The organism is Pseudomonas sp. MWU13-2517 (genome assembly GCF_023242545.1).
In the GTDB taxonomy this organism is placed as follows: domain Bacteria; phylum Pseudomonadota; class Gammaproteobacteria; order Pseudomonadales; family Pseudomonadaceae; genus Aquipseudomonas.
On sequence record NZ_JALMFA010000014.1, the window covers coordinates 165006 to 185401 of the forward strand.

The window sequence follows — 20396 nt, forward strand, 5'->3', positions numbered from 1 at the left end:
TCGTCACAAGTCAGGGAGAGAACAGGCTGCTCCTGCTGGCCCACATCAGCCGAGGATAGATAAGCAGCACCTGAAATCACAATTCACGTACAGGTGACACGCGCGCACGGAAAATCCGACGACGTATGACCATTGGCCGTTATTTAGCCACAGTTTGTAACCAAAGGTTAACTAAGAATTGTGAAAAGCTGTCGACTGATTGTGCTGGGGATTTGTGGGCGGGCTCCTTCGCCCGCCCACCGGCGTGGGTCTTTACACCAAGGGTTGATCGTCTTTGCGTTCGCGGCGGGAAAAACTGCTGTCTTCCAATGCCGAGTAGGCGATAGCGTTTTGACGGGACAGCATGAGATGGCGTATCAGCGCAATCATTAACCCCAGCAACACACCACCCACCAGGCTCAACGCAATGACCAAGGCTTTCTTCGGCTTGACCGGCGCCAATGGCTCCTGGGCGCGACGGTCAACCGTGACCAGCTTGAGGTTGCTCATATCGATGTTGAGACCGCGCAACCGGGCAACTTCAGCTCGAAGCGGCTCGACATCCTTCAGGAAAATGTCTTCATTCCCACGCTTTTTCAGAATCTCAACTTCCCGGTTGGACTCAAGCAACTGAAGTTCCTTGCCAATTTCCGCAATGCGAGGGTTGGTGAAATCGTCACTGGTCCGCTGCTGCAATGCGGCGCGCTCTGCTTCCAGGGCTTCAGTCCCCATGAAGTACAGCGGGATCTTCTGATTGTTGACCTCAGTACGCATCACCTGATTCGAACCGCCGCGGGTGGAATCGGCCATGGAAGACGGCGTGGTCGGTGTCTTGATGCCCATGGACTTGGCAATGGAGATGGCTTCGGCCAATTCGGCCAAGCGATTGGTGCGCTCCATCTTCATCTGCAAACGCAGGGCGCCCAGCTCATCCTGCAACTGCGCACGCTTGAGTCGATCAGACTCAAGCAGCTTGGCGATCTTGGATTCCTTTTCGGTATCGTAGTTGGCACGCGCCGCGTCGATCTTGCCCTTGAGCTCCGTCAACCGGTTATTGACAATCACCTTGAGGTCGGCGCCGACTTGCTCGCGTTCGGCTGCGATGGCGTAATCGACAAAGCCGTTGAGAATGGCAACGCCATCAACGTCCGCGGGGTACTGCAATTCCAGGCGGATATAGTTGCTCAGCGAGTCTGACTTCTTCGGGTCCGGCAGGATCAGATTGACGGAGTTGCGGTTGAAATCCTCGAAGCTCTGCTCCAGGCTCTGCCCCGGTTTCTTGAAAGCCTTGAACAACTCCTCGTGTTCCTTGAAAAAGCCCAGGCGAGCTTCGTACGAGTCCAACTGAGCCCCGACTTTTACCAGAGCGTCCGCGGGCGGGAGTTTGTAGACCTCGGAACGGTTCAACGCATCCAGCTCATTAATTGCAGCAGGCCGCAGCACGCTGCTGACCTCATACGTCTTAGGGGCCAGGAAGGCATAGCCCGCGCCCAGCACTCCTACCAGAAGCGTACAACCCACGATCAGCTTTTTTTGCCGCCAAATACCCTGGAACAGTTCAAACAGATCGATTTCATCGGAAGCGACGGCGGGCGGAAGCGGGGAAGTTCGATTCAAAATTAAGAACACCTTAAAATTAATACTAAAAGGCCATCACCTATCAAAGTCCTGTGACTCCGAAATCAGGGACAACGCCCTGCGATAACGAACCGATGGCACTGTGACCGCTCAGTCTGATGAAAGGTCCTACTTAGCAGGAGTTTATTTCTGTCTTATGTAGGCAAATATGGGCTACAACACTCATGTAGGACATGACCTAGCTGGAAGCGTAGTCAATACAACATGAAAAAGCTGTCAAATCCCTGTCTTCTAAAGAAAAATTCCTGCACACCGTCCGAATTACCATTTTTACCTGGTACAAAGCACTCATTCAGCGCGAAGAAAAAGGAATTTGCATGTCATCCCCTTCCAACTCCGACTATAACGCCCTCCAAGGTACCTGGGAGCAGACCGCCCTTGAAGACAGCGGCGTACTCAACCCCGTCGACCCTCACAGCGCGCCCGGTGCCATTACCACTATTGAAGGGGACCGCTTCCAAGTGACGACGGTCGAGGGTGTTATTTTGCTGGCCGGGCGGTTTTCCCTGGACTCCTGCACCCACCCCAAAAGCATTACCTGGGTGGACTCCATCGGCGATGACGCAGGAAAGCAGCTCCCTGCCAGCTACCAGCTCGACGGGGATCATTTCGTATTTATCGCTGCTGATGAAGGCATGCCCAGGCCGACGGTGTTCAGTACCGGCCCGGGGCAAACCATGCGTACGTTTGTACGACGTGGTTGAGAAGGCGCATATCCGAATGCTCCACACCCTTTTCACACAGCCTTCACTTCCCGAGCGCTACGTTGACGCTTACCTACTCCAGTGAATCCCTTAGCCCGCCTCTCGCGGGCTTTTTTTTGTCGGAAAACCTGCTCAAGCGGGAAGCTTGGTCGCAGTCAGGGTGAAACACAGTGGCAATTGCGCGCACTGGTGTTCGTACTGGTCATACAGTTCTTCACGATTGGAGTGCGGGTACTCCTGCAAATGGCCGATCCGCAACTGCGCCGCAATCGCTCCGCTGATCACGCCCCCCAGCGTGTGCACGTACCAATACGACGTCGGCCCTTCAATCGAGTCTTGCCCCTCGTAGACGATGGATTCCTGCAACACAAAGGGATCGCGCTGGAAATACGAGCTGGCCGGCAGCATTGGGTTGGCGGCCCTGGGATCGAATATTTCAAGGAACGGATGGGTTTCGTACATCACCAGGACACCGCCAGGCTTGAGCGTACTGGCCACCTGGCGCATGAACAGTGCCACATCCGGCATCCAGCCCAATACCCCAATGGTCACCAGCGCTACATCAAACTGCCCCATGAGCGGCTCAGGCAGATGGTGGATATCGCTCTCGATAAACTGCGGACAATGGGGCGAAACATCGGCCAATTCTCCGGCTTGCTGGATAAACGCACGGGATTGATCGACACCCACCACGGAACGAGCCCCCAAGCCAAATAATGACAGGCACTCGCGGCCGTTGTTACAGCAAAGCTGCACCACGTCCTTGCCGGCAATGCCGACCTCTTGCAGCAAGCGGGTTATGGTGGGGTCAAGGCAGGAAAAGTCGGGATGCGCGACCGCTGCCAACATCGCCTTCCAGGTGGCGGTGTCCTTGTGCAGCCTGGCGGATTCATCCCAGGCGTGCCGATTGCTCGTAACTGCCTGTTCAGGCGTAGGCATGTCCATTGCGTCTCCAGAAAGTCAGTGCGGCGGGGTTCAGAAAGTAAGCAAGTTTCCTGCCAGATAAAACCCTCGGGCAGGCTGAAACTAATCTCTATGCCTACAGGTCATTAGGCCAATGAGTGCTCAACGCCTGAGTGCTGCTGCTGAAGAATTCATCGTGGCTCATCACACCGACCTGCGTACGACCCTATCCCTGGACAGCCTGAACTTCTTCCTGGCAGACGTGCGAGATGGCCTCGGGCCCTATCTGGCGATCTACCTGTTAGCGGTACATAAGTGGGACCCGGCCAGTATCGGCGTAGTCATGACCCTGGCAGGTATCGCCGCCCTGATTACCCAAGGCCCGGCGGGCGCCCTGGTTGATCGCACCCATAGCAAACGCGCGGTGATCGCGATTGCCGCCATCCTCGTGACCATAAGCTGCCTGATATTGCCCTTTGTCAGCTCATTCGGTTGGGTGGCGCTGACCCAGGCGGCCAGCGCGGTCGCCGCCTCCGTATTCGCCCCGGCGATTTCGGCGATTTCCCTGGGGATTACCGGGCCACGTGCCTTTACCCGTCGGACCGGGCGCAACGAAACGTTCAACCACGCCGGCAATGCCGTGGCGGCGATGCTGGCGGGCGGCCTGGCCTACCTGTCCGGACCCGTTGTGGTGTTCTACCTGATGGCTTTCATGGCGATAGCCAGCCTGGTAGCGGTCAGCTGTGTGTCACCGACGGCGATCGATCACGAGGTTGCCCGCGGCTTCGACCCGGCCCACGCTCAAGACCACGAAGTGCCGTCCGGCTGGAAAGTACTGCTGGCCAACCGTCCGCTGCTGCTGTTCGCGATTTGCTGTGCGCTGTTTCACCTGGCCAATGCTGCCATGCTGCCGCTCGTCAGCCAGAAATTGGCTCAGATCAACCTGCAAATGGCCACGCCTCTGACCTCGGCATGTATCGTGGCTGCACAGCTGGTGATGGTGCCAATGGCCTGGCTGGTGGGCATAAAAGCCGATGTGTGGGGCCGCAAGCCGTTACTGCTGGCCGGGTTCCTGATCCTGCCACTGCGCGGTGTGCTGTATACGCTGTCCGACGATCCCTATTGGCTGGTGGCGGTACAAATGCTTGATGGCATTGGCGCAGGCATTTTCGGCGCGCTGTTCCCGGTAATCGTCAAGGACCTGACCCAAGGCACCGGGCGCTTCAACGTCAGCCTGGGCGCACTGTCCACGGTCTTCGGCCTGGGCGCGGCGTTAAGCAGCAGCCTCGCCGGCTTTGTGGTGCAGCAGGCCGGTTACAATGCCGCTTTCCTGACCCTGGCGTTTGTTGCAGCCGTGGCTTTGGCGCTGCTATGGCTGGCGATGCCGGAAACCCTGGCAAAACCCTCTTTCGAGTGCCATACAAGTGTCGCCTGACCTATGCGACCATGCGCGCTAAATTCCAACACACATCCCCAATTTTCTGCTCAGCGACCGGGTTTCGCGCCTTGATGTCGCTGTTGACGCATGCCTGAAGCCCCCTGCCGCCACGCGCTCATAACGACGCATTGGATGATCCGTTATGATGCGTCTGCTTATCGAAGAGAGAGTGGAAATGCGCTTTAACATGCTGGCCATCGGCGCCGCTCTTCTCGTGGCGCTGGCTGACTACTTACTACTACCTTCCGTTCTGACTGGGCTGAGGTCCAACCCTCAAATACAGAGCTATAGGGAGGATCCCGACCTGACATTCCAGGTCGTCAGCCAGTGCAAACAGAGCGTAGAGAATGCTGATGCGTGCTACCAGGCATACAGCGCGGCAGTTCAGCTTTCTAACCTCAAGAGCTGCAGCAGTGAGGCGATAGCAATGAAGCGCAGGTTCAAGTTATTGGTTGAGCGCAATGCCCTTGAGGCCATTGAGAGCGAACTCATCAAAGAGTGTGCGCCTACTGAAAATTGACCACCGATCCAATCTTGTCCGATGGGATTTAATCCAGTCGCGTCTGCTACGCCGGTCAGTTCACAGAGGTACACTGATGCCAAACTCAGATCTGATCCCCTCCTGCTTTCCAAGCTGAACGAAATGCTCTGACGAGTTGGGAAAGCGCTTTCGGGACCGGTGGTTCTCTCTATCGTCCATCAGCCCTGGCCTTTATAGACTGAGTATAATGCTCGGTGCTCATCTCTCCGTGGATCCTCCTATGACCAACCACTCTGCTCCCGTCCAGAGCCCTCCCCTGCCTTCCGCCTCTCCCGTGCTCGTCAGTGGCGCCAGCTTTGCGGGCCTGGCGACTGCCTTCTGGCTCAACCGTCTGGGCTACCAGGTTACGATCGTCGAGCTTGCAAGCGGACTTCGCAGAGGTGGGACGCCGGTCGACATCGAAGGCGAAACCATCGGCATTCTTGAGCGCATGGGCTTGTTCGGTGCGGTCCGGGCGAAGGCACTTCCCCCTCGCGCATTCAGGTTCAAGGACGCCGACGATCGTACGCTCGGCGGCATCGACGCCGCGACGGGCGCTGAAGAACCCTCGCGCACTCGATTTGAGATACATCGCGATGACCTGCTGGATATCCTCTTCTGCGGAATCAATGGATCGGTTGAGGTGTTGTTCGGTCGGTCGATCAAACAACTCGAGGACGGGCCAGACGGCGTCACGGTCACTCTGAACGACGGCATGAGGCGCACTTTTGCTTTGGTGTTCGGGTGCGACGGCAATCGCTCCAACACCAGGAAGTTGGTGTTTGGCGCCGAGGAGAACTTCAGTCACTTCATGGGAGGCTATGTCTATCTGAAGGTCGTACCGGTGACGGGAATATTACCGCCCAACGTATCCGAGGTGTTCAGCGAACCAGGCCGGACGGCGATGCTGAACGGCTACGACGACCGGACAGACATCTGCCTCGCTTTTCGCACCGCAGGTGAAATCGAATATGACTATCGCGACCGGGCGCAGCAGCGCGCGATGATCCATGACCATTTCGATGGGCTGGGCTGGAAGGTGCCGACTGCCCTGAAACATGTGGATGCCGACGACGATTTTTACTTCGACAGGATCAACCAGATCCGGATGTCGTCCTGGTCGAAGGGGCGGGTCGTTCTCGTGGGGGACGCGGGCTACTGCGTATCGCCGGTCGCCGGCATGGGCGGCTCGATGGCGATCATCGGCGCGGGACGACTTGCGCAAGCCTTAGAACGGCACGGCGCCGACTACGCTGCCGCCTTCCAGGACTATCACGAGAAACTGCACGGCTTTGTCGAAGATATTCAGACAAGGGCCGCCAATGAAGGCATGGCAACCATATTTCCAGCCGACGACGCCGAAATGGCGGAGCGTGATCGAAAACTCCGTGACGGCAAGCTTGATCTCTAGGTGCCGACCGCGCGTGCTCAATGCCGGGAGAATGTCTTCGCTTTTCGAGGTCGTGCGCGAGTTCTACCTGCCTCACGTTGTGACCGACACCGATTCGAATATTGGCAATCGTGTCACGAGCGCCATCAAGAACCTGATCGCCGGAACATTCGAAAAGGTTAATGAGTCGAGGGTCAAGGTCAGCGATAGCCCCCCATCTGCTTTCTACGCTCGGCGTCTGGATTGGCACCGCGCATCGCCTTCTTGAACTTGATCCCGAACTCCTGGGTCATGCTGCATAACGCTCGACGGCTGACCTTGAGTAACTGGGCGATTTCGCCCTGAGTGTGAGTTGGCGCGAGCGCGGAGACTTGTTCAATCAGCTTTGCGTGCTTCTCTACGCGCGCATTGATTGGGGTGTAAGCGCAACGCCATCTCGAGTTATCGACCATCCTGAATTCCGCTGTCGTTGAAAGCTTTGAACATCCGTCGTCGACCGCCATACAACTGTCGTCATACCTATGCGACAATACGCATTATGTCTGGCATGAACCCCGCCTTCATCTCCCAGCAGCTCGGCCATAGTGTGCAGATGCTGCTCTCGACTTATGCGCGTTGGATCAACTCAAGCTCGGACTGGAGCGAAATGGAAAAGCTCCAGATTGGTCCCAAATTGGTCCCAGCTCAAATAAGCGCATCCTAAGCTATTGATAGGTAAAGTAATTGATCTCCACAGCTAACATCACCATGCAGTTCGGCGCCAAGCCGCTCTTCGAGAACGTCTCGGTCAAATTCGGCGCCGGTAACCGTTATGGCTTGATCGGTGCCAACGGTTGCGGCAAGTCGACCTTCATGAAAATCCTCGGCGGCGACCTGGACCCGTCCGGTGGCCAGGTCATGCTGGAGCCGAACGTGCGCCTGGGTAAACTGCGTCAGGACCAGTTCGCCTACGAAGAATTCACGGTACTCGACACCGTAATCATGGGCCACGAGGAACTGTGGAAGGTCAAGGCCGAGCGCGACCGCATCTACTCGCTGCCGGAAATGACCGAAGAAGACGGCATGGCCGTGGCCGAGCTGGAAACCGAGTTTGCCGAAATGGACGGCTACACCGCCGAATCCCGTGCCGGTGAGCTGCTGCTGGGCCTGGGCATCCCCCTGGAACAACACTTCGGCCCGATGAGTGAAGTGTCCCCCGGCTGGAAACTGCGCGTATTGCTGGCCCAGGCGCTGTTCTCCGATCCGGAAGTGCTGTTGCTCGACGAACCGACCAACCACCTGGACATCAATACCATCCGTTGGCTGGAAAACATCCTGACCCAACGCTCCAGCCTGATGATCATCATCTCTCACGACCGTCACTTCCTGAACAGCGTGTGCACCCACATGGCTGACCTGGACTACGGCGAGCTGCGCCTGTTCCCGGGCAACTACGACGAATACATGACCGTCGCCACCCAATCCCGTGAGCAACTGCTGGCAGACAACGCCAAGAAGAAGGCGCAGATCTCCGAACTGCAATCCTTCGTCAGCCGCTTCTCGGCCAACGCCTCGAAAGCCAAGCAGGCCACTTCCCGCGCCAAGGCGATCGACAAGATCCAACTGGCCGAGGTCAAGCCTTCGAGCCGCGTGAGCCCGTTCATCCGCTTCGAGCAGAATAAAAAGCTGCACCGTCAGGCAGTCATCGTCGAACGTATGGCCAAAGGCTTCGACGGCAAGCCGCTGTTCAAGGACTTCAGCTTCCAGGTCGAAGCGGGCGAGCGCGTGGCGATCATCGGCCCGAACGGTATCGGCAAGACCACCCTGCTGCGTACCCTGGTCAACGAACTGACACCGGATGCCGGCAGCATCAAGTGGACCGACGCTGCGGAACTGGGCTACTACGCCCAGGACCACGCCCATGATTTCGAAGACGACGTCACGCTGTTCGACTGGATGGGCCAATGGACCCAAGGCGAGCAAATGATCCGTGGCACCTTGGGCCGCATGCTGTTCTCCAACGACGAGATCCAGAAGTCGGTGAAGGTGATTTCCGGTGGTGAGCAAGGTCGCATGCTGTTCGGCAAGCTGATCCTGCAAAAGCCGAACGTATTGATCATGGACGAACCGACCAACCACTTGGACATGGAATCCATCGAAGCGCTGAACCTGGCGCTGGAGAACTACCCGGGCACGCTGATCTTCGTCAGCCACGACCGTGAGTTCGTATCATCCCTGGCCACCCGCATCATCGAGCTGAGCCCCAACGGCGTTACAGACTTCAGCGGTACCTACGACGACTACCTGCGCAGCCAGGGCGTGGTGTTTTAAGAGCAGCGATCAGCTGTCAGCTGCAAGCGGCAAGATCAAGCCCCATTCAATGTGATGGGGCTTTTTACATCTGATGGAATACCATCACTGATGGTTAGCCTGCTTCCTTTCCCTCCAGGCCCTTGCCATGATGCATTCACCGCCCGCCCGCGAACGAGTGCCCATGTCCGACGCCGCCCCCTCCTCACTGTCGATCACCCTGCAGATCGTCTCTATTGTCTTCTACACCTTTATCGCGTTCATCTGCATCGGCCTGCCGATTGCGGTGATTCCAGGCTATGTGCATGAACAACTGGGCTTCAGTGCGGTAGTCGCCGGCATCACCATCGGCTCGCAGTACCTGGCCACCCTGCTCAGTCGCCCGATGGCCGGGCGCATGTCCGACAACGTCGGCACCAAGCGCGCGATTGTGCTGGGCTTGGCCGGCATTTTCGCCAGTGGCGTGTTGACGCTTTTCGCGACCTTGCTACAGAGCATGCCCGCACTGAGCCTGGGCATTCTGATCGTCGGGCGGCTGTTGCTTGGCGTGGCCCAAGGCCTGATCGGCGTAGGCACCATCAGTTGGTGCATGGGGGCAGTAGGCGCCGAGCACACGGCGCGCTCGATTTCCTGGAACGGCATCGCTTCCTACGGTGCGATTGCCATTGGAGCTCCATTGGGTGTGGTGATGGTGGCCGATTATGGCTATACCAGCCTGGGCATCGCCTTGTCGGCACTCGCGGCCCTGGGGCTTGTGCTGATTCGCAATAAACCTTCAGTACCCGTGGTGCGTGGCGAACGGTTGCCCTTCTGGGCGGTGTTCAGTCGCATCGCACCGTTTGGGGCGAGCCTGTGCCTCGCGTCGATCGGCTACGGCACACTCACCACCTTTATCACCCTGTACTACCTCAATCGCGGTTGGACTGGCGCAGCTTATTGCCTCACGGTATTTGGCGTGTGCTTTATCCTGTCGCGCCTGGTGTTTATCTCCGCCATCAGCCGCTTGGGAGGCTTCCGGGCGGCCATTGTCTGCATGACCATCGAGACGTCAGGGCTGACATTACTCTGGCTGGCGCCATCCACCGGCATCGCCTTGATTGGCGCAGGCCTGACCGGTTTCGGTTTGTCGCTGGTGTATCCGGCGCTGGGCGTGGAGGCCATCAAGCAGGTGCCCAACAGCAGCCGGGGCGCGGGCTTGAGTGCGTATGCGGTGTTTTTCGACCTGGCCCTGGCGATTGCCGGCCCGCTGATGGGCGCCGTGGCGCTGAATCTCGGCTACGGCTGGATCTTCTTCTGCGCGGCGCTGCTGTCGCTCGCGGCATTGGGCGTGACTTTACAACTCAAGCGCCGCGCCTACTGATCGGCGGTCTGCAAACCCGCCCGGGTGAACTGGCCAAGGGTGTGAGTGAAAAAGCGTCCGGCCTCGGAAATCAGATCACGGTGAATCCCTTCGCGGTCGACGCCATCCGCATCAGTGCAGATGGCCGGCATTGCCATCAGTTGATCGCTGTCGCAAGGTGCCATGAACACAAAGTGCCCTGCCCCGGCCAACAGCTTGAAATCCGGTGGCTGCGGTAGTTTGCGGGCCAGGGCGGCAGCGTTCTTGTCCACGGCCACCAGTTTGTCGCCATCCCCGCTATACAGCAGCACCGGCACATGCACATCCGCCAGCGTATGGCGACCAAACATCAGACTCAGCGGTGCCATCAACATTAATGCGTGGATACGTGGATCGGCCTGCGGTTGCAGATCGTCACGGTCCACCACCAGCTCACCCTTGGTGGTGCAGGCATCACGGTCCTCCGGACGCTCCTGGCAATAGCGGCGCAGACGATCGAAGTCGGGCTTGGCGCCGGCGAGGATCAACGCCGTCTCGCCGCCCGCCGAATAACCGATGACACCCACCTGATCGACGTTGACGAACGGCGACAGCATCGGTTCATTCAAGGTGGCCGTGATCGCGGCGGAGATCTGGATTGGCCGGCCATACAAATTGCTCACCGTGCCCAAGCGGCTGTGATCCTTGTAGTTGTCGCCGGGATGCAACACCGCCACCACCACAAAACCTTTGCGCGCAAGGGATGTGGCAAGGTCATGCAGAGCCAGGGGTGTACCGGTATTGCCGTGGGACAGCATCAGCATCGGGAAACGGCCGATGGCGACCCTCGCGTCTTCGGTGGCGGCGACGTGATACGGCCCCAGCCGAGTGGCATGTTCAAGGCCCAGGGAGGGACCGGTGGAGGGATAGAACGCGATGGCTTTCATCGGTTGCGAATCCAGCGGATCGAGAAACGTCATGCGATGAAAGCCCACACTCCAATGTGGGTGCGGTGCAGGCGCAGCGTGCACTGAAACCAGGCCGCCGAGCAGGGAAAGAACCAAAACAGCACAAAGACGCATCATGGGGATGTCCACCTTTGCTGCATGAGAACCGACATGTCGAATTAAAAATCCAGGTGATAACCCGTGCCTGCATAACCTGGGCCAAATTAAAGACATCGGCAAAACGAAAAAACTCCGTACCCAATCGTTTAACGCGATCAGAGTACAGAGTTTAGGCGCCCGGGTTCAGATTGAAACCGAGGAAGGGCGGAATTTACACAAGCCTTACGCGGCAGCGAACAATTGTTCGTTAATGACTACGTTGGCGTCGCCTATCGACTTGGCGCGCACTTCATCACCATAGGCCAGGCCTTCGGCGCGCACGATTTCGATATCGGTGATGCCGAGGAAGCCAAACAGCAATTTCAGGTAGCCTTCATGGGCTGCGCCTGACGCCTGGCCAGCATGCAGGCCACCCGCCGTGGACACGATGATGACTTTCTTGTTGCCGCACAGGCCTTCAGGGCCGGCTTCGGTGTAGCGGAAGGTCTGGCCGGCAACGGCGATGCGGTCGATCCAGGCTTTCAGCTGGGTCGGGATGGTGAAGTTGTACATCGGCGCACCGATCACCACGGCATCGGCGGCGAGAAACTCAGCCAGCGACGATGCACTCAGGTCAGCTTCGTGTTTTTGCGCCGCGTCACGCAGTTCAGCCGCGGTGCCCAGTGCGCCGAGGGTGGCGCTGGAAAAATGGTTGATGCCTTCGCTGGCCAGGTCGCGATAAGTCACTTCCAAACCGGGTTCGGCCGCTTGCCAGGCCTTGACCACACCCGCGCTGAGCTGACGGGAAGCCGAGTTGTCGCCGAGGATGCTGGAATCGATATGCAAAAGTTTCATGGCGGTTCTCCAAGTGAGGATCGCCCCAGGGCGATCAAGTGGGGTTAATCCTACAGGCGAAGCGAATCAACGATTAGACGGCTGAAATGCGATTATTTGTCCCATCAGCAGGACAGTCATTGGATCGCCGTGCGTCAATCCAACACGCTTATTGCTCAATCCTCTTGGGCACTGGATTTAACCCTCGCTTGGCGGCATCCTCGCCGCAGTTCCAACAGCGACTGGGCACGCCATGCATTCACACCCCGCCGTCCTCACCAAAGGCTTGACCCTGCTACTCGCCATCTGCTGCGGGTTTTCGGTCGCTACCATCTATTACAACCAGGCCATGCTGCCGCTGATTGCCGATACCTTCGGCGTGTCCACGGCGCATGTCGGCCAGATAGCCACGCTGACCCAACTGGGCTATGCCAGCGGCCTGTTGCTGTTCGTACCGCTGGGTGATCGCATCAGCCGGCGCACGTTGATCCTCGCCGTGCTGTGCATCAACTTCATCAGCCTGCTGGCCTCCGCCACGGCGCCGTCCTACGCCTGGCTGTTGGTGGCGAGCACACTGCTGGGGCTGTCGGGGATCAGTGCACAGGTGATTATTCCGGCGGCCTCGGACTTGAGCGAACCCGCGCAGAAAGGCGCTGTGCTGGGCTTGATGGTCAGTGGTCTGTCTGCCGGTGGCTTGCTGGCGCGGACCGTCAGTGGCGTGGTCAGCGGCTGGCTGGGCTGGCGCGGCATGTTTGCCCTGGCGGCCGCGCTGGATGTGCTGCTGTTCATGGCAATCTTGACGCGCATGCCAGTGTCGGTCTCCACCAGCAAACTGGCATATGGCGCCTTGCTCAAGTCGTTGTGGGGGCTGGCCCGACAGCACTCGACCCTGCGCCAGTCGGCGATCAAGGGCGGGCTGGTGTTTGGTGCGCTGAATGTGTTCTGGGGCTCGATGGCCGCATTGCTGGCCTTGCCGCCCTATGGGTTTTCCAGTGCTCAGGCCGGCCTGCTGGGGTTATCGGCGATTGTCGGTATCCTCTGCGCCTCGACGATCGGCCAGTACACCCGCCGCCACGCTCGCCTGTTGGAGCGCGTCGGCATCGCCACGGTGCTGGTGGCGTTTATCCTGATCTACGCCTTTGGCCCGCAAGGCTGGTGGTGGCCGATCCTGGTCGCGGCGACCTTCCTCGACCTCGGCAACCGCATCAACCAACTGGCCAACCAGACCCGCGTACTGGCCCTTGATCCCGCCGCCACCAGCCGGCTGAATACCGTGTTCATGGTCATCTACTTTATCGGCGGTGCCCTGGGTTCAGCCTGCGGTGCCCTGGCCTCGGAGCATTATGGCTGGCAGGGCCAGGCGCTGACCGGCGCGGCCTTTGTCGGCACGGCGCTGCTGGTGACGCTGTTCAGTGCGAAGACACATAAATCGACGCCGACGTAGGCGCCGGCAACGCATAAGTGCGCTTCATCCACTGAATCTCCTCCTGCGGCGCCCGCCCGAAGAGGCGCTTGAACTCACGGCTGAACTGCGAGGCGCTTTCATAGCCAACCTTGATACACGCCGTGGCAGCGCTGATGTCGTTGCGCAACATCAGCAGGCGCGCCTGATGCAGGCGCGTGGATTTGAGGTACTGCATCGGCGAGGTGTCGGTGACCGTACGAAAGTGCGCATGAAAGCTCGGCACGCTCATCATCGCTTCCCGCGCCAGCGCCTCTACATCCAGGTGCTGGTGGTAACACTCATGAATCTTGCGGATCGCCCGCGCCACCTTGCCGAACTGGCCTTGGCGATTAAGCGCCGCGCGCATCGAACCGCCCTGCTCGCCCGTCAGGATCCGGTAATAGATCTCACGCACCAGCGTCGGCCCCAGCAATTGCGCGTCCATCGGCGCATGCATGGCTTCCAGGAAACGCAACAGTGATTCACTCAGCTTGTCTTCCATTGGCGACGAATACATGCCCCTGGGCTTGGCTTCGGGCAAGTCGGGAAACGCGTCCAGCAGCAGCATCAGCTCCGCCGCCAGGGTGAAATCCAGGCGCAGGTACACCGCCAGCATCGGCTCCTCCTCACTGGCATCGGTTTCCATGGTGAACGGAACCGGCACCGACACCACCAGATAATGCTGCGCGTCGTACAGGTACACCGCGTCGCCCAGGTAACCGCGCTTGCGGCCCTGGCACACCATCACGATACCCGGGTCGTACAGCACCGGCACCCGGTGCAAAGGGCGGTTGGAACGCAGGAAGCGCACATCATCCAAGGGGCTCAGATTATAGCCTTCGACAGGCGCGAGGCTGCCCATCAGTTCGATGATTCTTGCGGCACGGCCCATGCTTGGCGGCTCCGGGATAAAAACCGCACGTTACCGCGCCAGGGGCTTCATGACCATGGGCTCATAGGAATAGGCAATCAGCACATTGGAATGGATATTCGCCCGGCAGCACGCTTTGCGTAGCCTGAATCAGCACGTTCAGCCCTCGGAGATTCCCCACATGCTTATCGTCTACAACCCCGCCACCGGCGAAGAAATCGGCCGCGTCGCCAAGAACTCCCAGGCCGACGTCAAGGCCGCCATCGACCGCGCCTGCGCCGCCTTCCCCGCCTGGTCCGGCAAGCTCGCCCAGGAGCGCAGCGACATCCTGCGCCGCTGGCACGACACTGTGAAAGCCGACAAGGAAGCCTTCGCCGAACTGCTGTGCCGTGAAAACGGCAAATGCCTCAGCGAAGCGCGCGGCGAAATCGATTACGGCCTCGGCTTTATCGAGTGGTACGCCGAAGAGGCCAAACGCGTCTACGGTGACACCATCCCCACCCACGACCGCAACGCCAATGTGGTGGTGACCAAAGAGGCCATCGGCCCGGTCGCGGCCATCACCCCGTGGAACTTCCCTTTCATGATGATCACCCGCAAGGTAGCGACGGCCCTTGCCGCCGGCTGCACCATGGTGATCAAGCCTGCCGAAGACACCCCGCTCACCGCCTTCAAGCTGCTGAAATACGCGCGCAAAGCCGGCATCGATGAGGGCGTGCTGGAAGTAGTGGTGGGCGACCCCAGGGAAATCGGCCTGATCCTCACCGGCGATCCGCGCATCCGCAAAATCTCGTTCACCGGTTCGACCAGTGTCGGCAAGTTGCTCGCGGCGCAATGCGCGGCAACGGTCAAGAAAATGACCCTGGAACTGGGCGGCAACGCGCCCTTTATTGTGTTCCAGGACGCCAACCTGGATGAGGCCGTCAAGGGCCTGGTCAGCGCTAAACTGCGCAACTGCGGACAGGTGTGCATCTCGCCGAACCGGATCTTTGTGCAGCACAGCATCCTTGAGGACTTCATCAAGCGCCTGAAGCACAGCGTGGCCCAAATCGACGTGGGCCAGGGCCTGCGTGAAGACTTTGTGGTCGGGCCGCTGGTCAATCAACTGGGCTTCGACAAGGTCGCGCGCCTGGTGGAAGACGCCAAGGCTGCCGGCGCCAGGATATTGATGGGCGGCAAGCCCCACGCCAAGGGTGGCCTGTTCTATGAGCCGACGGTGCTGACGGGCCTGCAGGATGACTCACCGCTGGCAACCGAGGAAATCTTCGGGCCGGTGTTTGCCATCTACTCGTTCAAGGATGAGCAAGAAGTCATCGCCCGCGCCAACCATACCGAGTTCGGCCTGGCGGCCTATGCCTATACCAGCGCACTCGGTCGCTCGTTGCGTCTGTCGCGCCAATTGGAGGCCGGAATGGTGATTCTCAACTCGGGTTCGGTGGGCACGGCGTCGATTCCATTTGGCGGCATCAAGCAATCCGGCTACGGCCGCGAAGGCAGCTATTACGGGATCGACGAGTATGTGCATGTGAAATATGTGCTGATGGGCGGCGCACAATTTTAAATCCAGAAGTAGATTTGTACGGATCAGGCGCGGATAGTTCGTCCCATTGACAGGACAATGGGACGACCATGCAAGACCTCAACGACCTCTACTATTTCGCGAAAGTTGTCGAATCCGGCGGTTTCGCGGCGGCCGGCCGGCTGCTGGGCATTCCCAAATCACGCCTGTCGCGGCGCATTGCCGAACTCGAAGAACGCCTGGGGGCCCGCCTGCTGCAGCGCACCACCCGGCAACTGACCCTCACCGCCGTGGGTGAACGCTACTTGCGCCATTGCCAGGCAATGTTGCTGGAAGCGGAAATGGCCGATGAGGCCGTGGCCAGCATGTCCAGCGAGCCCCGTGGACGCCTGCGGGTCAGTTGCCCGGTGGGCATGGCGCAGCACATGCTGCCGGACATGGTCGCCGGGTTTCTCGCCGCTCATCCGCTGGTTCAACTGGAAATGACCTTGGTCAACCGCCGTGTGGACCTTGTGGCTGAAGGTATCGACGTCGCCCTGCGCGTGCGCGAACAGGGGGATGAAGACCCGCTGCTGGTCACCAAGCGCCTGCGCCAGGCCCAGACGGCACTGGTGGCCAGCCCTGCTTTTATACATGACCGGCAGATCAACACCCTCGAAGACCTCAAGCAACTGCCGATGCTCGGCGCCCTGGAGGCGGACCGCATGGTGCATCAGCGCATTCTCGACCCGCATGGGCATCCCCATGAACTGGTGATGGAGGCCCGGCTGGGTATCGACGACTTCATCGTCCGCAAGGCCAGTGCAATCATGGGCCTGGGTTTTACCGTGCTGCCGATGATGTATTGCGAAGAAGAGTTGGCCAGCGGCCGCTTGGTACAACTGCTACCTGAATGGTCGTTGCCGGGGGGCTGGTTGCAGGCGGTTTACCCGCATCGGCGAGGCGTGCTGCCGGCCATTCGTGCCTGGATCGACTTTCTTGAAGAAGGCTTCAAAGGTTGCGGAGATCGACTGCTATGAAGATGAACGAAGAACAAGTCGCCACCTTCTGCCTGGGCCTGCCCGGCGCGCGGGAAGACTACAAATGGGGCGGCGTGCGGGTGTTCTCGATTGCCGGCAACAAGATGTTCGCCGTGCAAAACCTGCGCGGTGACTCGCTGGCATTCAAGGTCGACAAGGAACTGTTCCTCGGCCATGTGGACCGTCCGGGCATTCATCCGGCACCGTACCTGGCCCGTGCGCAGTGGATCATCATGAACACGCCCTACCCGCTGGGCGCCGATGAACTGCGTGGCTTGTTGCAGCGCTCCCACCAGTTGGTGGTCAGCAAACTGCCCAAGCGCACGCAGGTCGGGCTGCGGCTAGAGGACTGAAAACAACGTACCGCCCAGGAACAACTGATCCAGCCAGAACACCTGGTGCAACAGCACGATCACCCAGAACAGCACCTGATAAGACACCTTGCGTGTCTTGTGGCGAAACACCTGCTGGGCAATCAACGCCCCCGGCCAACCACCTGCCAGCTCGACAGCGTGCAGGATGTTTTCCGGGATCCGGCGTGCATCGGTTTGCGCCTTGCGCTTGTCGCTCCAGTACAGGAAAAACGCCACCACGCTGACCACGCCATAGGCCGCCAGCGGGATCAGCGTCTCGCCGCGATACCACAGCAACGCCGCCCCTGTCAGCGGCGCCGCGCACAGCAGTGCAAAGATCGCCGCCTTCAAGCGTGGGTGCTGGAGGCTCATGGTTTGACCGCAGACCAGTCGATCCAACCGAACTGCCAGGTCGCCAGGATCACCAGGCCGAACGCGATCCGGTACCAGGCAAAGGCCGCATAGCTGTGGCTGGCGATGAACTTGAGCAACGCCTTGACCGCGATCATCGCGAAGATGAACGAGGTGACGAAACCAATGGCGAATACCGGCAGGTCATCCGGCTGGAACAAGTGACGGTACTTGTAGCCCGAATACACCGCCGCACCGACCATGGTGGGCATGGCCAGGAAGAACGAGAACTCGGTGGCCGTCTTGCGCGACAGACCGAACAGCAACCCGCCGATGATGGTCGCCCCGGAACGCGAAGTGCCGGGAATCATCGCCAGGCACTGGGCCAGGCCAACCTTGAGCGCCTCCTTCCAGGTGATGTCATCCACGCTGTGTGCGTGTACGGCATGCTGACGGCGCTCGGCCCACAGCATGATCACGCCGCCGATCACCAGCGCAGTGGCCACGGTGATCGGGTTGAACAGGTAGTGCTTGATCAGGTCAGCGAAAATCACGCCCAACACCACGGCCGGCAGCACGGCGATGATCAGGTTGACGGTGAAGCGCTGGGCATTGCGCTGAGTCGGCAAACCGATCACCACGTCGAGGATCTTGCGCCGGAATTCCCACACCACCGCCAGGATCGCACCCAACTGAATGATGATGTTGAACGCTTCAAAACGCTCGCCACCGAAACCGATCAAGTCGGCTACGATAATCTGGTGACCGGTGCTGGAGATCGGCAGGAACTCCGTCAACCCCTCCACCACGCCAAGAATCAATGCCTGTATGGCGGTCCAAAAATCCATATTTCCCCCAAAGGTCATGCGCGAGGCACGCCTCGTCAGTCTTTTCTAGTGGTTCAATGATGATGAGTGCGCTGAAGGCCAGGCGTTGGATAATCCACGCCGGACTGCAAAAATTCCGTGAAAAATCAGGCAGTACTCAGGTTTTCCGATTACGGGCCGAAAGCCTATCAGACACGCCGGAAATGTCGAAGCAGCACCACAACTATAAAAAGCATGGAGTGACAGGACGATGAACAGTTTGCGCAACATGTCGATCAGCCGACGTCTCTGGCTGATCCTGATAGTCGCCGTGCTGATGCTGTTGACCTTGAGTTTGCTGATGCTCAAGCAGATCCATGGGGATCTCTACCAGGCCAAGCGCCAACAGACCCAACACGTGGTCCAGACCGCCAGTGGCGTACTGGCGTATTACCAGAACCTTGAGAAAACCGGCGTGCTGACCCGGGAAGCGGCGCAGCAGCAAGCCCTGAGCGCGGTGCGCGGGTTGCGTTATGACCACGATGATTACTTCTGGATCAATGACCTCACGCCCGTGATGATCATGCACCCGGCCAACCCCAAGTTGGATGGCCAGAACCTCTCGGCGATTCGCGACCCGGACGGGTTTGCGGTATTCAACGAGTTCGTCAGCCTGGCCAAGGCCAAGGGCGCGGGTATCGTCAGCTATCGCTGGCCAAAACCGGGAGCCGAAGCCCCGGTGGAGAAAACTTCGTATATCCAACTGTTCGAGCCGTGGGGCTGGATCATCGGCTCCGGCGTGTACGTGGATGACGTCCAGGCCGAATTCAAGGTGCAAGTGTGGAGAACCTCGTTCATCAGCCTGGCAATCGCTGCGGTGATGGCATTGCTGGTGCTGCTGATTGCCCGCAGCATCCTGCACCCGTTGCAACAGGCCGTAAACGCCATGGCCAATATCGCCAGTGGCGAAAGCGACCTGACCCGTAGCCTCGACACCCACGGGCGCGACGAAGTCACCCAACTGTCCCTGCACTTCAATGCCTTCACGACAAAACTGCGCCAGGTGATCGGCCAGTTGCAGGCCTGCGCCAACGCGCTGGGCCAGTCGTCCACGGAGCTTGGCACCAATGCCAGCCAGGCCCATGACCGCAGCCAGCAACAGTCGCAGCAGATGGAACTGGTGGCGACGGCCATCAATGAAGTCACCTATGGCGTGCAGGACGTGGCGAAAAACGCCGAGCACGCCGCCAGCGAAATGCGCGACGCCCAGGCTCAAGCGCAACAGGGCCAGGTGAACATCGACGGCAGCCTGCAACAGATCGACCGGCTCTCCGGCACCATCGGCCAGGCCGTGGAAGTGATCCGCACGCTGTCCAGCGAAAGTACGCAGATCGGCAGCGTGCTTGAGGTGATCCGCTCCATCGCCGACCAGACCAACCTGCTGGCGCTCAACGCGGCGATTGAAGCCGCCCGCGCCGGCGAGCAAGGCCGCGGCTTTGCGGTGGTGGCCGATGAAGTCCGCCTGCTGGCCCAACGCACGCAGAAGTCCACCGCTGAAATCCAGGTGATGATCGAGCGCCTGCAAGGTCATTCGGAAGCGGCGGTCAAGGTCATCAGTGACAGTCACACGGCCTCGCAACTGACCATTGAGCAAGCGGGCCAGGCCGGCGCCAGCCTCACGGCCATCGGCCAGGCGCTGCACAACCTCAACGGGCTGAACGCGTCAATCGCCAGCGCCACCCTGCAACAGGCGCATGTCGTGGAAGACATCAACCAGAACGTGACCGAAGCGGCCGGTTTGTCCCATAGCACGGCGTTGGCGGCGCAGCAGTCCAGCGTGGCCAGTGAACAGCTGCGCGCCTTGAGCGAACAACTTGACGCGCTCCTGCGCCAATTCAAGGTCTAGCGCGTTTCCACAGGTGGGAGAGAGCTTGCGCCCTCCCACATTGGTCCCTCCCCATTTTGAAGTTACAA

Annotated in this window: 19 protein-coding genes and 1 pseudogene; 12 read left to right on the top strand and 8 right to left on the bottom strand. The window is 59.5% G+C overall.

What is annotated here, in order from left to right; genetic code table 11:
• Window positions 1-252 precede the first annotated feature (252 nt).
• On the bottom strand, window positions 253-1596 hold the full coding sequence (locus M5B97_RS20730) for a Wzz/FepE/Etk N-terminal domain-containing protein (RefSeq protein ID WP_248732528.1): 1344 nt from the start codon (window positions 1594-1596) through the stop codon (window positions 253-255).
• A 338-nt stretch (window positions 1597-1934) separates the two neighbouring features.
• Here M5B97_RS20730 and M5B97_RS20735 point away from each other — a divergent pair, with 338 nt between their 5' ends.
• Window positions 1935-2321: a TIGR03067 domain-containing protein gene (locus M5B97_RS20735; protein ID WP_248732529.1), complete on the top strand. Its 387-nt coding sequence runs from the start codon at window positions 1935-1937 to the stop codon at window positions 2319-2321.
• A gap of 132 nt (window positions 2322-2453) precedes the next feature.
• On the opposite strand, the gene M5B97_RS20740 is transcribed toward M5B97_RS20735, so the two are convergent.
• Window positions 2454-3266: a class I SAM-dependent methyltransferase gene (locus tag M5B97_RS20740; RefSeq protein WP_248732530.1), complete on the bottom strand. Its 813-nt coding sequence runs from the start codon at window positions 3264-3266 to the stop codon at window positions 2454-2456.
• A 154-nt stretch (window positions 3267-3420) separates the two neighbouring features.
• Between M5B97_RS20740 and M5B97_RS20745 the strand changes: the two genes are divergently transcribed.
• From M5B97_RS20745 to M5B97_RS20755, 3 genes are all read left to right on the top strand, one after another.
• Window positions 3421-4659, top strand: a complete 1239-nt coding sequence (locus tag M5B97_RS20745; RefSeq protein ID WP_248732562.1) for an MFS transporter — start codon at window positions 3421-3423, stop codon at window positions 4657-4659.
• Between the two features lie 145 nt (window positions 4660-4804).
• Window positions 4805-5182: a hypothetical protein gene (locus M5B97_RS20750; RefSeq protein WP_248732531.1), complete on the top strand. Its 378-nt coding sequence runs from the start codon at window positions 4805-4807 to the stop codon at window positions 5180-5182.
• Between the two features lie 241 nt (window positions 5183-5423).
• Window positions 5424-6593, top strand: coding sequence for an FAD-dependent monooxygenase (locus M5B97_RS20755; RefSeq protein ID WP_248732532.1), 1170 nt, complete (start codon window positions 5424-5426; stop codon window positions 6591-6593).
• Window positions 6594-6772: 179 nt separating this feature from the next.
• Here M5B97_RS20755 and M5B97_RS20760 read toward each other — a convergent pair whose 3' ends face one another.
• A complete protein-coding gene (locus M5B97_RS20760) occupies window positions 6773-7075 on the bottom strand; it encodes a hypothetical protein (RefSeq protein WP_248732533.1) in 303 nt (100 codons plus the stop codon).
• On the opposite strand from M5B97_RS20760, the pseudogene M5B97_RS20765 reads away from it, so the two are divergent.
• From M5B97_RS20765 to M5B97_RS20775, 3 genes and pseudogenes are all read left to right on the top strand, one after another.
• Window positions 7039-7275, top strand: a pseudogene (locus tag M5B97_RS20765) (site-specific integrase); the annotation flags it as partial. The gene M5B97_RS20760 and the pseudogene M5B97_RS20765 overlap by 37 nt on opposite strands.
• Window positions 7276-7295: 20 nt before the next feature.
• A complete protein-coding gene (locus M5B97_RS20770; RefSeq protein WP_123716400.1) occupies window positions 7296-8882 on the top strand; it encodes an ABC-F family ATPase in 1587 nt (528 codons plus the stop codon).
• Between the two features lie 163 nt (window positions 8883-9045).
• The gene (locus M5B97_RS20775) at window positions 9046-10221 is read left to right on the top strand and encodes an MFS transporter (RefSeq protein ID WP_248732534.1); all 1176 of its coding nucleotides are present in this window, start codon (window positions 9046-9048) and stop codon (window positions 10219-10221) included.
• On the opposite strand, the gene M5B97_RS20780 is transcribed toward M5B97_RS20775, so the two are convergent.
• Together M5B97_RS20780 and M5B97_RS20785 are read right to left on the bottom strand one after the other, a co-directional pair.
• Window positions 10215-11264, bottom strand: a complete 1050-nt coding sequence (locus M5B97_RS20780; RefSeq protein ID WP_123716402.1) for a dienelactone hydrolase — start codon at window positions 11262-11264, stop codon at window positions 10215-10217. The two genes, M5B97_RS20775 and M5B97_RS20780, sit on opposite strands and share 7 nt — an antisense overlap.
• A 204-nt stretch (window positions 11265-11468) precedes the next feature.
• Window positions 11469-12080: an FMN-dependent NADH-azoreductase gene (locus M5B97_RS20785; protein WP_134657092.1), complete on the bottom strand. Its 612-nt coding sequence runs from the start codon at window positions 12078-12080 to the stop codon at window positions 11469-11471.
• A gap of 232 nt (window positions 12081-12312) precedes the next feature.
• Here M5B97_RS20785 and M5B97_RS20790 point away from each other — a divergent pair, with 232 nt between their 5' ends.
• Window positions 12313-13503 (top strand): MFS transporter, encoded by a 1191-nt coding sequence (locus M5B97_RS20790; RefSeq protein WP_248732535.1) that lies wholly within the window; start codon window positions 12313-12315, stop codon window positions 13501-13503.
• Here M5B97_RS20790 and M5B97_RS20795 read toward each other — a convergent pair.
• Complete coding sequence (locus tag M5B97_RS20795; protein WP_248732536.1) at window positions 13469-14395, bottom strand: AraC family transcriptional regulator; 927 nt, start codon at window positions 14393-14395, stop codon at window positions 13469-13471. The genes M5B97_RS20790 and M5B97_RS20795 overlap by 35 nt on opposite strands.
• A 160-nt stretch (window positions 14396-14555) precedes the next feature.
• Here M5B97_RS20795 and M5B97_RS20800 point away from each other — a divergent pair, with 160 nt between their 5' ends.
• The 3 genes from M5B97_RS20800 (at window position 14556) to M5B97_RS20810 (ending at window position 17265) form a co-directional block, all read left to right on the top strand.
• The gene (locus M5B97_RS20800) at window positions 14556-15935 is read left to right on the top strand and encodes an NAD-dependent succinate-semialdehyde dehydrogenase (protein WP_248732537.1); all 1380 of its coding nucleotides are present in this window, start codon (window positions 14556-14558) and stop codon (window positions 15933-15935) included.
• 68 nt (window positions 15936-16003) lie between these two features.
• Window positions 16004-16912, top strand: coding sequence for a LysR substrate-binding domain-containing protein (locus M5B97_RS20805; protein WP_123716407.1), 909 nt, complete (start codon window positions 16004-16006; stop codon window positions 16910-16912).
• Window positions 16909-17265, top strand: coding sequence for an MmcQ/YjbR family DNA-binding protein (locus M5B97_RS20810; protein WP_123716408.1), 357 nt, complete (start codon window positions 16909-16911; stop codon window positions 17263-17265). The genes M5B97_RS20805 and M5B97_RS20810 overlap by 4 nt, the downstream gene beginning before the upstream one ends.
• On the opposite strand, the gene M5B97_RS20815 is transcribed toward M5B97_RS20810, so the two are convergent.
• Both M5B97_RS20815 and M5B97_RS20820 read right to left on the bottom strand, forming a co-directional pair.
• Entirely contained in the window at window positions 17254-17637 is a 384-nt protein-coding gene (locus M5B97_RS20815) for a DUF1294 domain-containing protein (RefSeq protein WP_248732538.1), read from the bottom strand. The genes M5B97_RS20810 and M5B97_RS20815 overlap by 12 nt on opposite strands.
• Window positions 17634-18464 carry an undecaprenyl-diphosphate phosphatase gene (locus M5B97_RS20820; protein WP_134657088.1) on the bottom strand — a complete coding sequence of 277 codons (831 nt, stop codon included), beginning with the start codon at window positions 18462-18464 and terminating at the stop codon, window positions 17634-17636. The genes M5B97_RS20815 and M5B97_RS20820 overlap by 4 nt, the downstream gene beginning before the upstream one ends.
• Before the next feature lie 229 nt (window positions 18465-18693).
• On the opposite strand from M5B97_RS20820, the gene M5B97_RS20825 reads away from it, so the two are divergent.
• Window positions 18694-20328 carry a methyl-accepting chemotaxis protein gene (locus M5B97_RS20825; protein WP_134657087.1) on the top strand — a complete coding sequence of 545 codons (1635 nt, stop codon included), beginning with the start codon at window positions 18694-18696 and terminating at the stop codon, window positions 20326-20328.
• Window positions 20329-20396 lie beyond the last annotated feature (68 nt).

Bases quoted from the DNA above. Each gene is read 5' to 3' on its own strand.
- M5B97_RS20735 (WP_248732529.1), top strand. From the start codon at position 1,935: ATGTCATCCCCTTCCAACTCCGACTATAACGCCCTCCAAGGTACCTGG.
- M5B97_RS20740 (WP_248732530.1), bottom strand. From the start codon at position 3,266: ATGGACATGCCTACGCCTGAACAGGCAGTTACGAGCAATCGGCACGCC.
- M5B97_RS20750 (WP_248732531.1), top strand. From the start codon at position 4,805: ATGATGCGTCTGCTTATCGAAGAGAGAGTGGAAATGCGCTTTAACATG.
- M5B97_RS20755 (WP_248732532.1), top strand. From the start codon at position 5,424: ATGACCAACCACTCTGCTCCCGTCCAGAGCCCTCCCCTGCCTTCCGCC.
- M5B97_RS20760 (WP_248732533.1), bottom strand. From the start codon at position 7,075: ATGGCGGTCGACGACGGATGTTCAAAGCTTTCAACGACAGCGGAATTC.
- M5B97_RS20775 (WP_248732534.1), top strand. From the start codon at position 9,046: ATGTCCGACGCCGCCCCCTCCTCACTGTCGATCACCCTGCAGATCGTC.
- M5B97_RS20780 (WP_123716402.1), bottom strand. From the start codon at position 11,264: ATGATGCGTCTTTGTGCTGTTTTGGTTCTTTCCCTGCTCGGCGGCCTG.
- M5B97_RS20785 (WP_134657092.1), bottom strand. From the start codon at position 12,080: ATGAAACTTTTGCATATCGATTCCAGCATCCTCGGCGACAACTCGGCT.
- M5B97_RS20790 (WP_248732535.1), top strand. From the start codon at position 12,313: ATGCATTCACACCCCGCCGTCCTCACCAAAGGCTTGACCCTGCTACTC.
- M5B97_RS20795 (WP_248732536.1), bottom strand. From the start codon at position 14,395: ATGGGCCGTGCCGCAAGAATCATCGAACTGATGGGCAGCCTCGCGCCT.
- M5B97_RS20800 (WP_248732537.1), top strand. From the start codon at position 14,556: ATGCTTATCGTCTACAACCCCGCCACCGGCGAAGAAATCGGCCGCGTC.
- M5B97_RS20805 (WP_123716407.1), top strand. From the start codon at position 16,004: ATGCAAGACCTCAACGACCTCTACTATTTCGCGAAAGTTGTCGAATCC.
- M5B97_RS20810 (WP_123716408.1), top strand. From the start codon at position 16,909: ATGAAGATGAACGAAGAACAAGTCGCCACCTTCTGCCTGGGCCTGCCC.
- M5B97_RS20815 (WP_248732538.1), bottom strand. From the start codon at position 17,637: ATGAGCCTCCAGCACCCACGCTTGAAGGCGGCGATCTTTGCACTGCTG.
- M5B97_RS20820 (WP_134657088.1), bottom strand. From the start codon at position 18,464: ATGGATTTTTGGACCGCCATACAGGCATTGATTCTTGGCGTGGTGGAG.
- M5B97_RS20825 (WP_134657087.1), top strand. From the start codon at position 18,694: ATGAACAGTTTGCGCAACATGTCGATCAGCCGACGTCTCTGGCTGATC.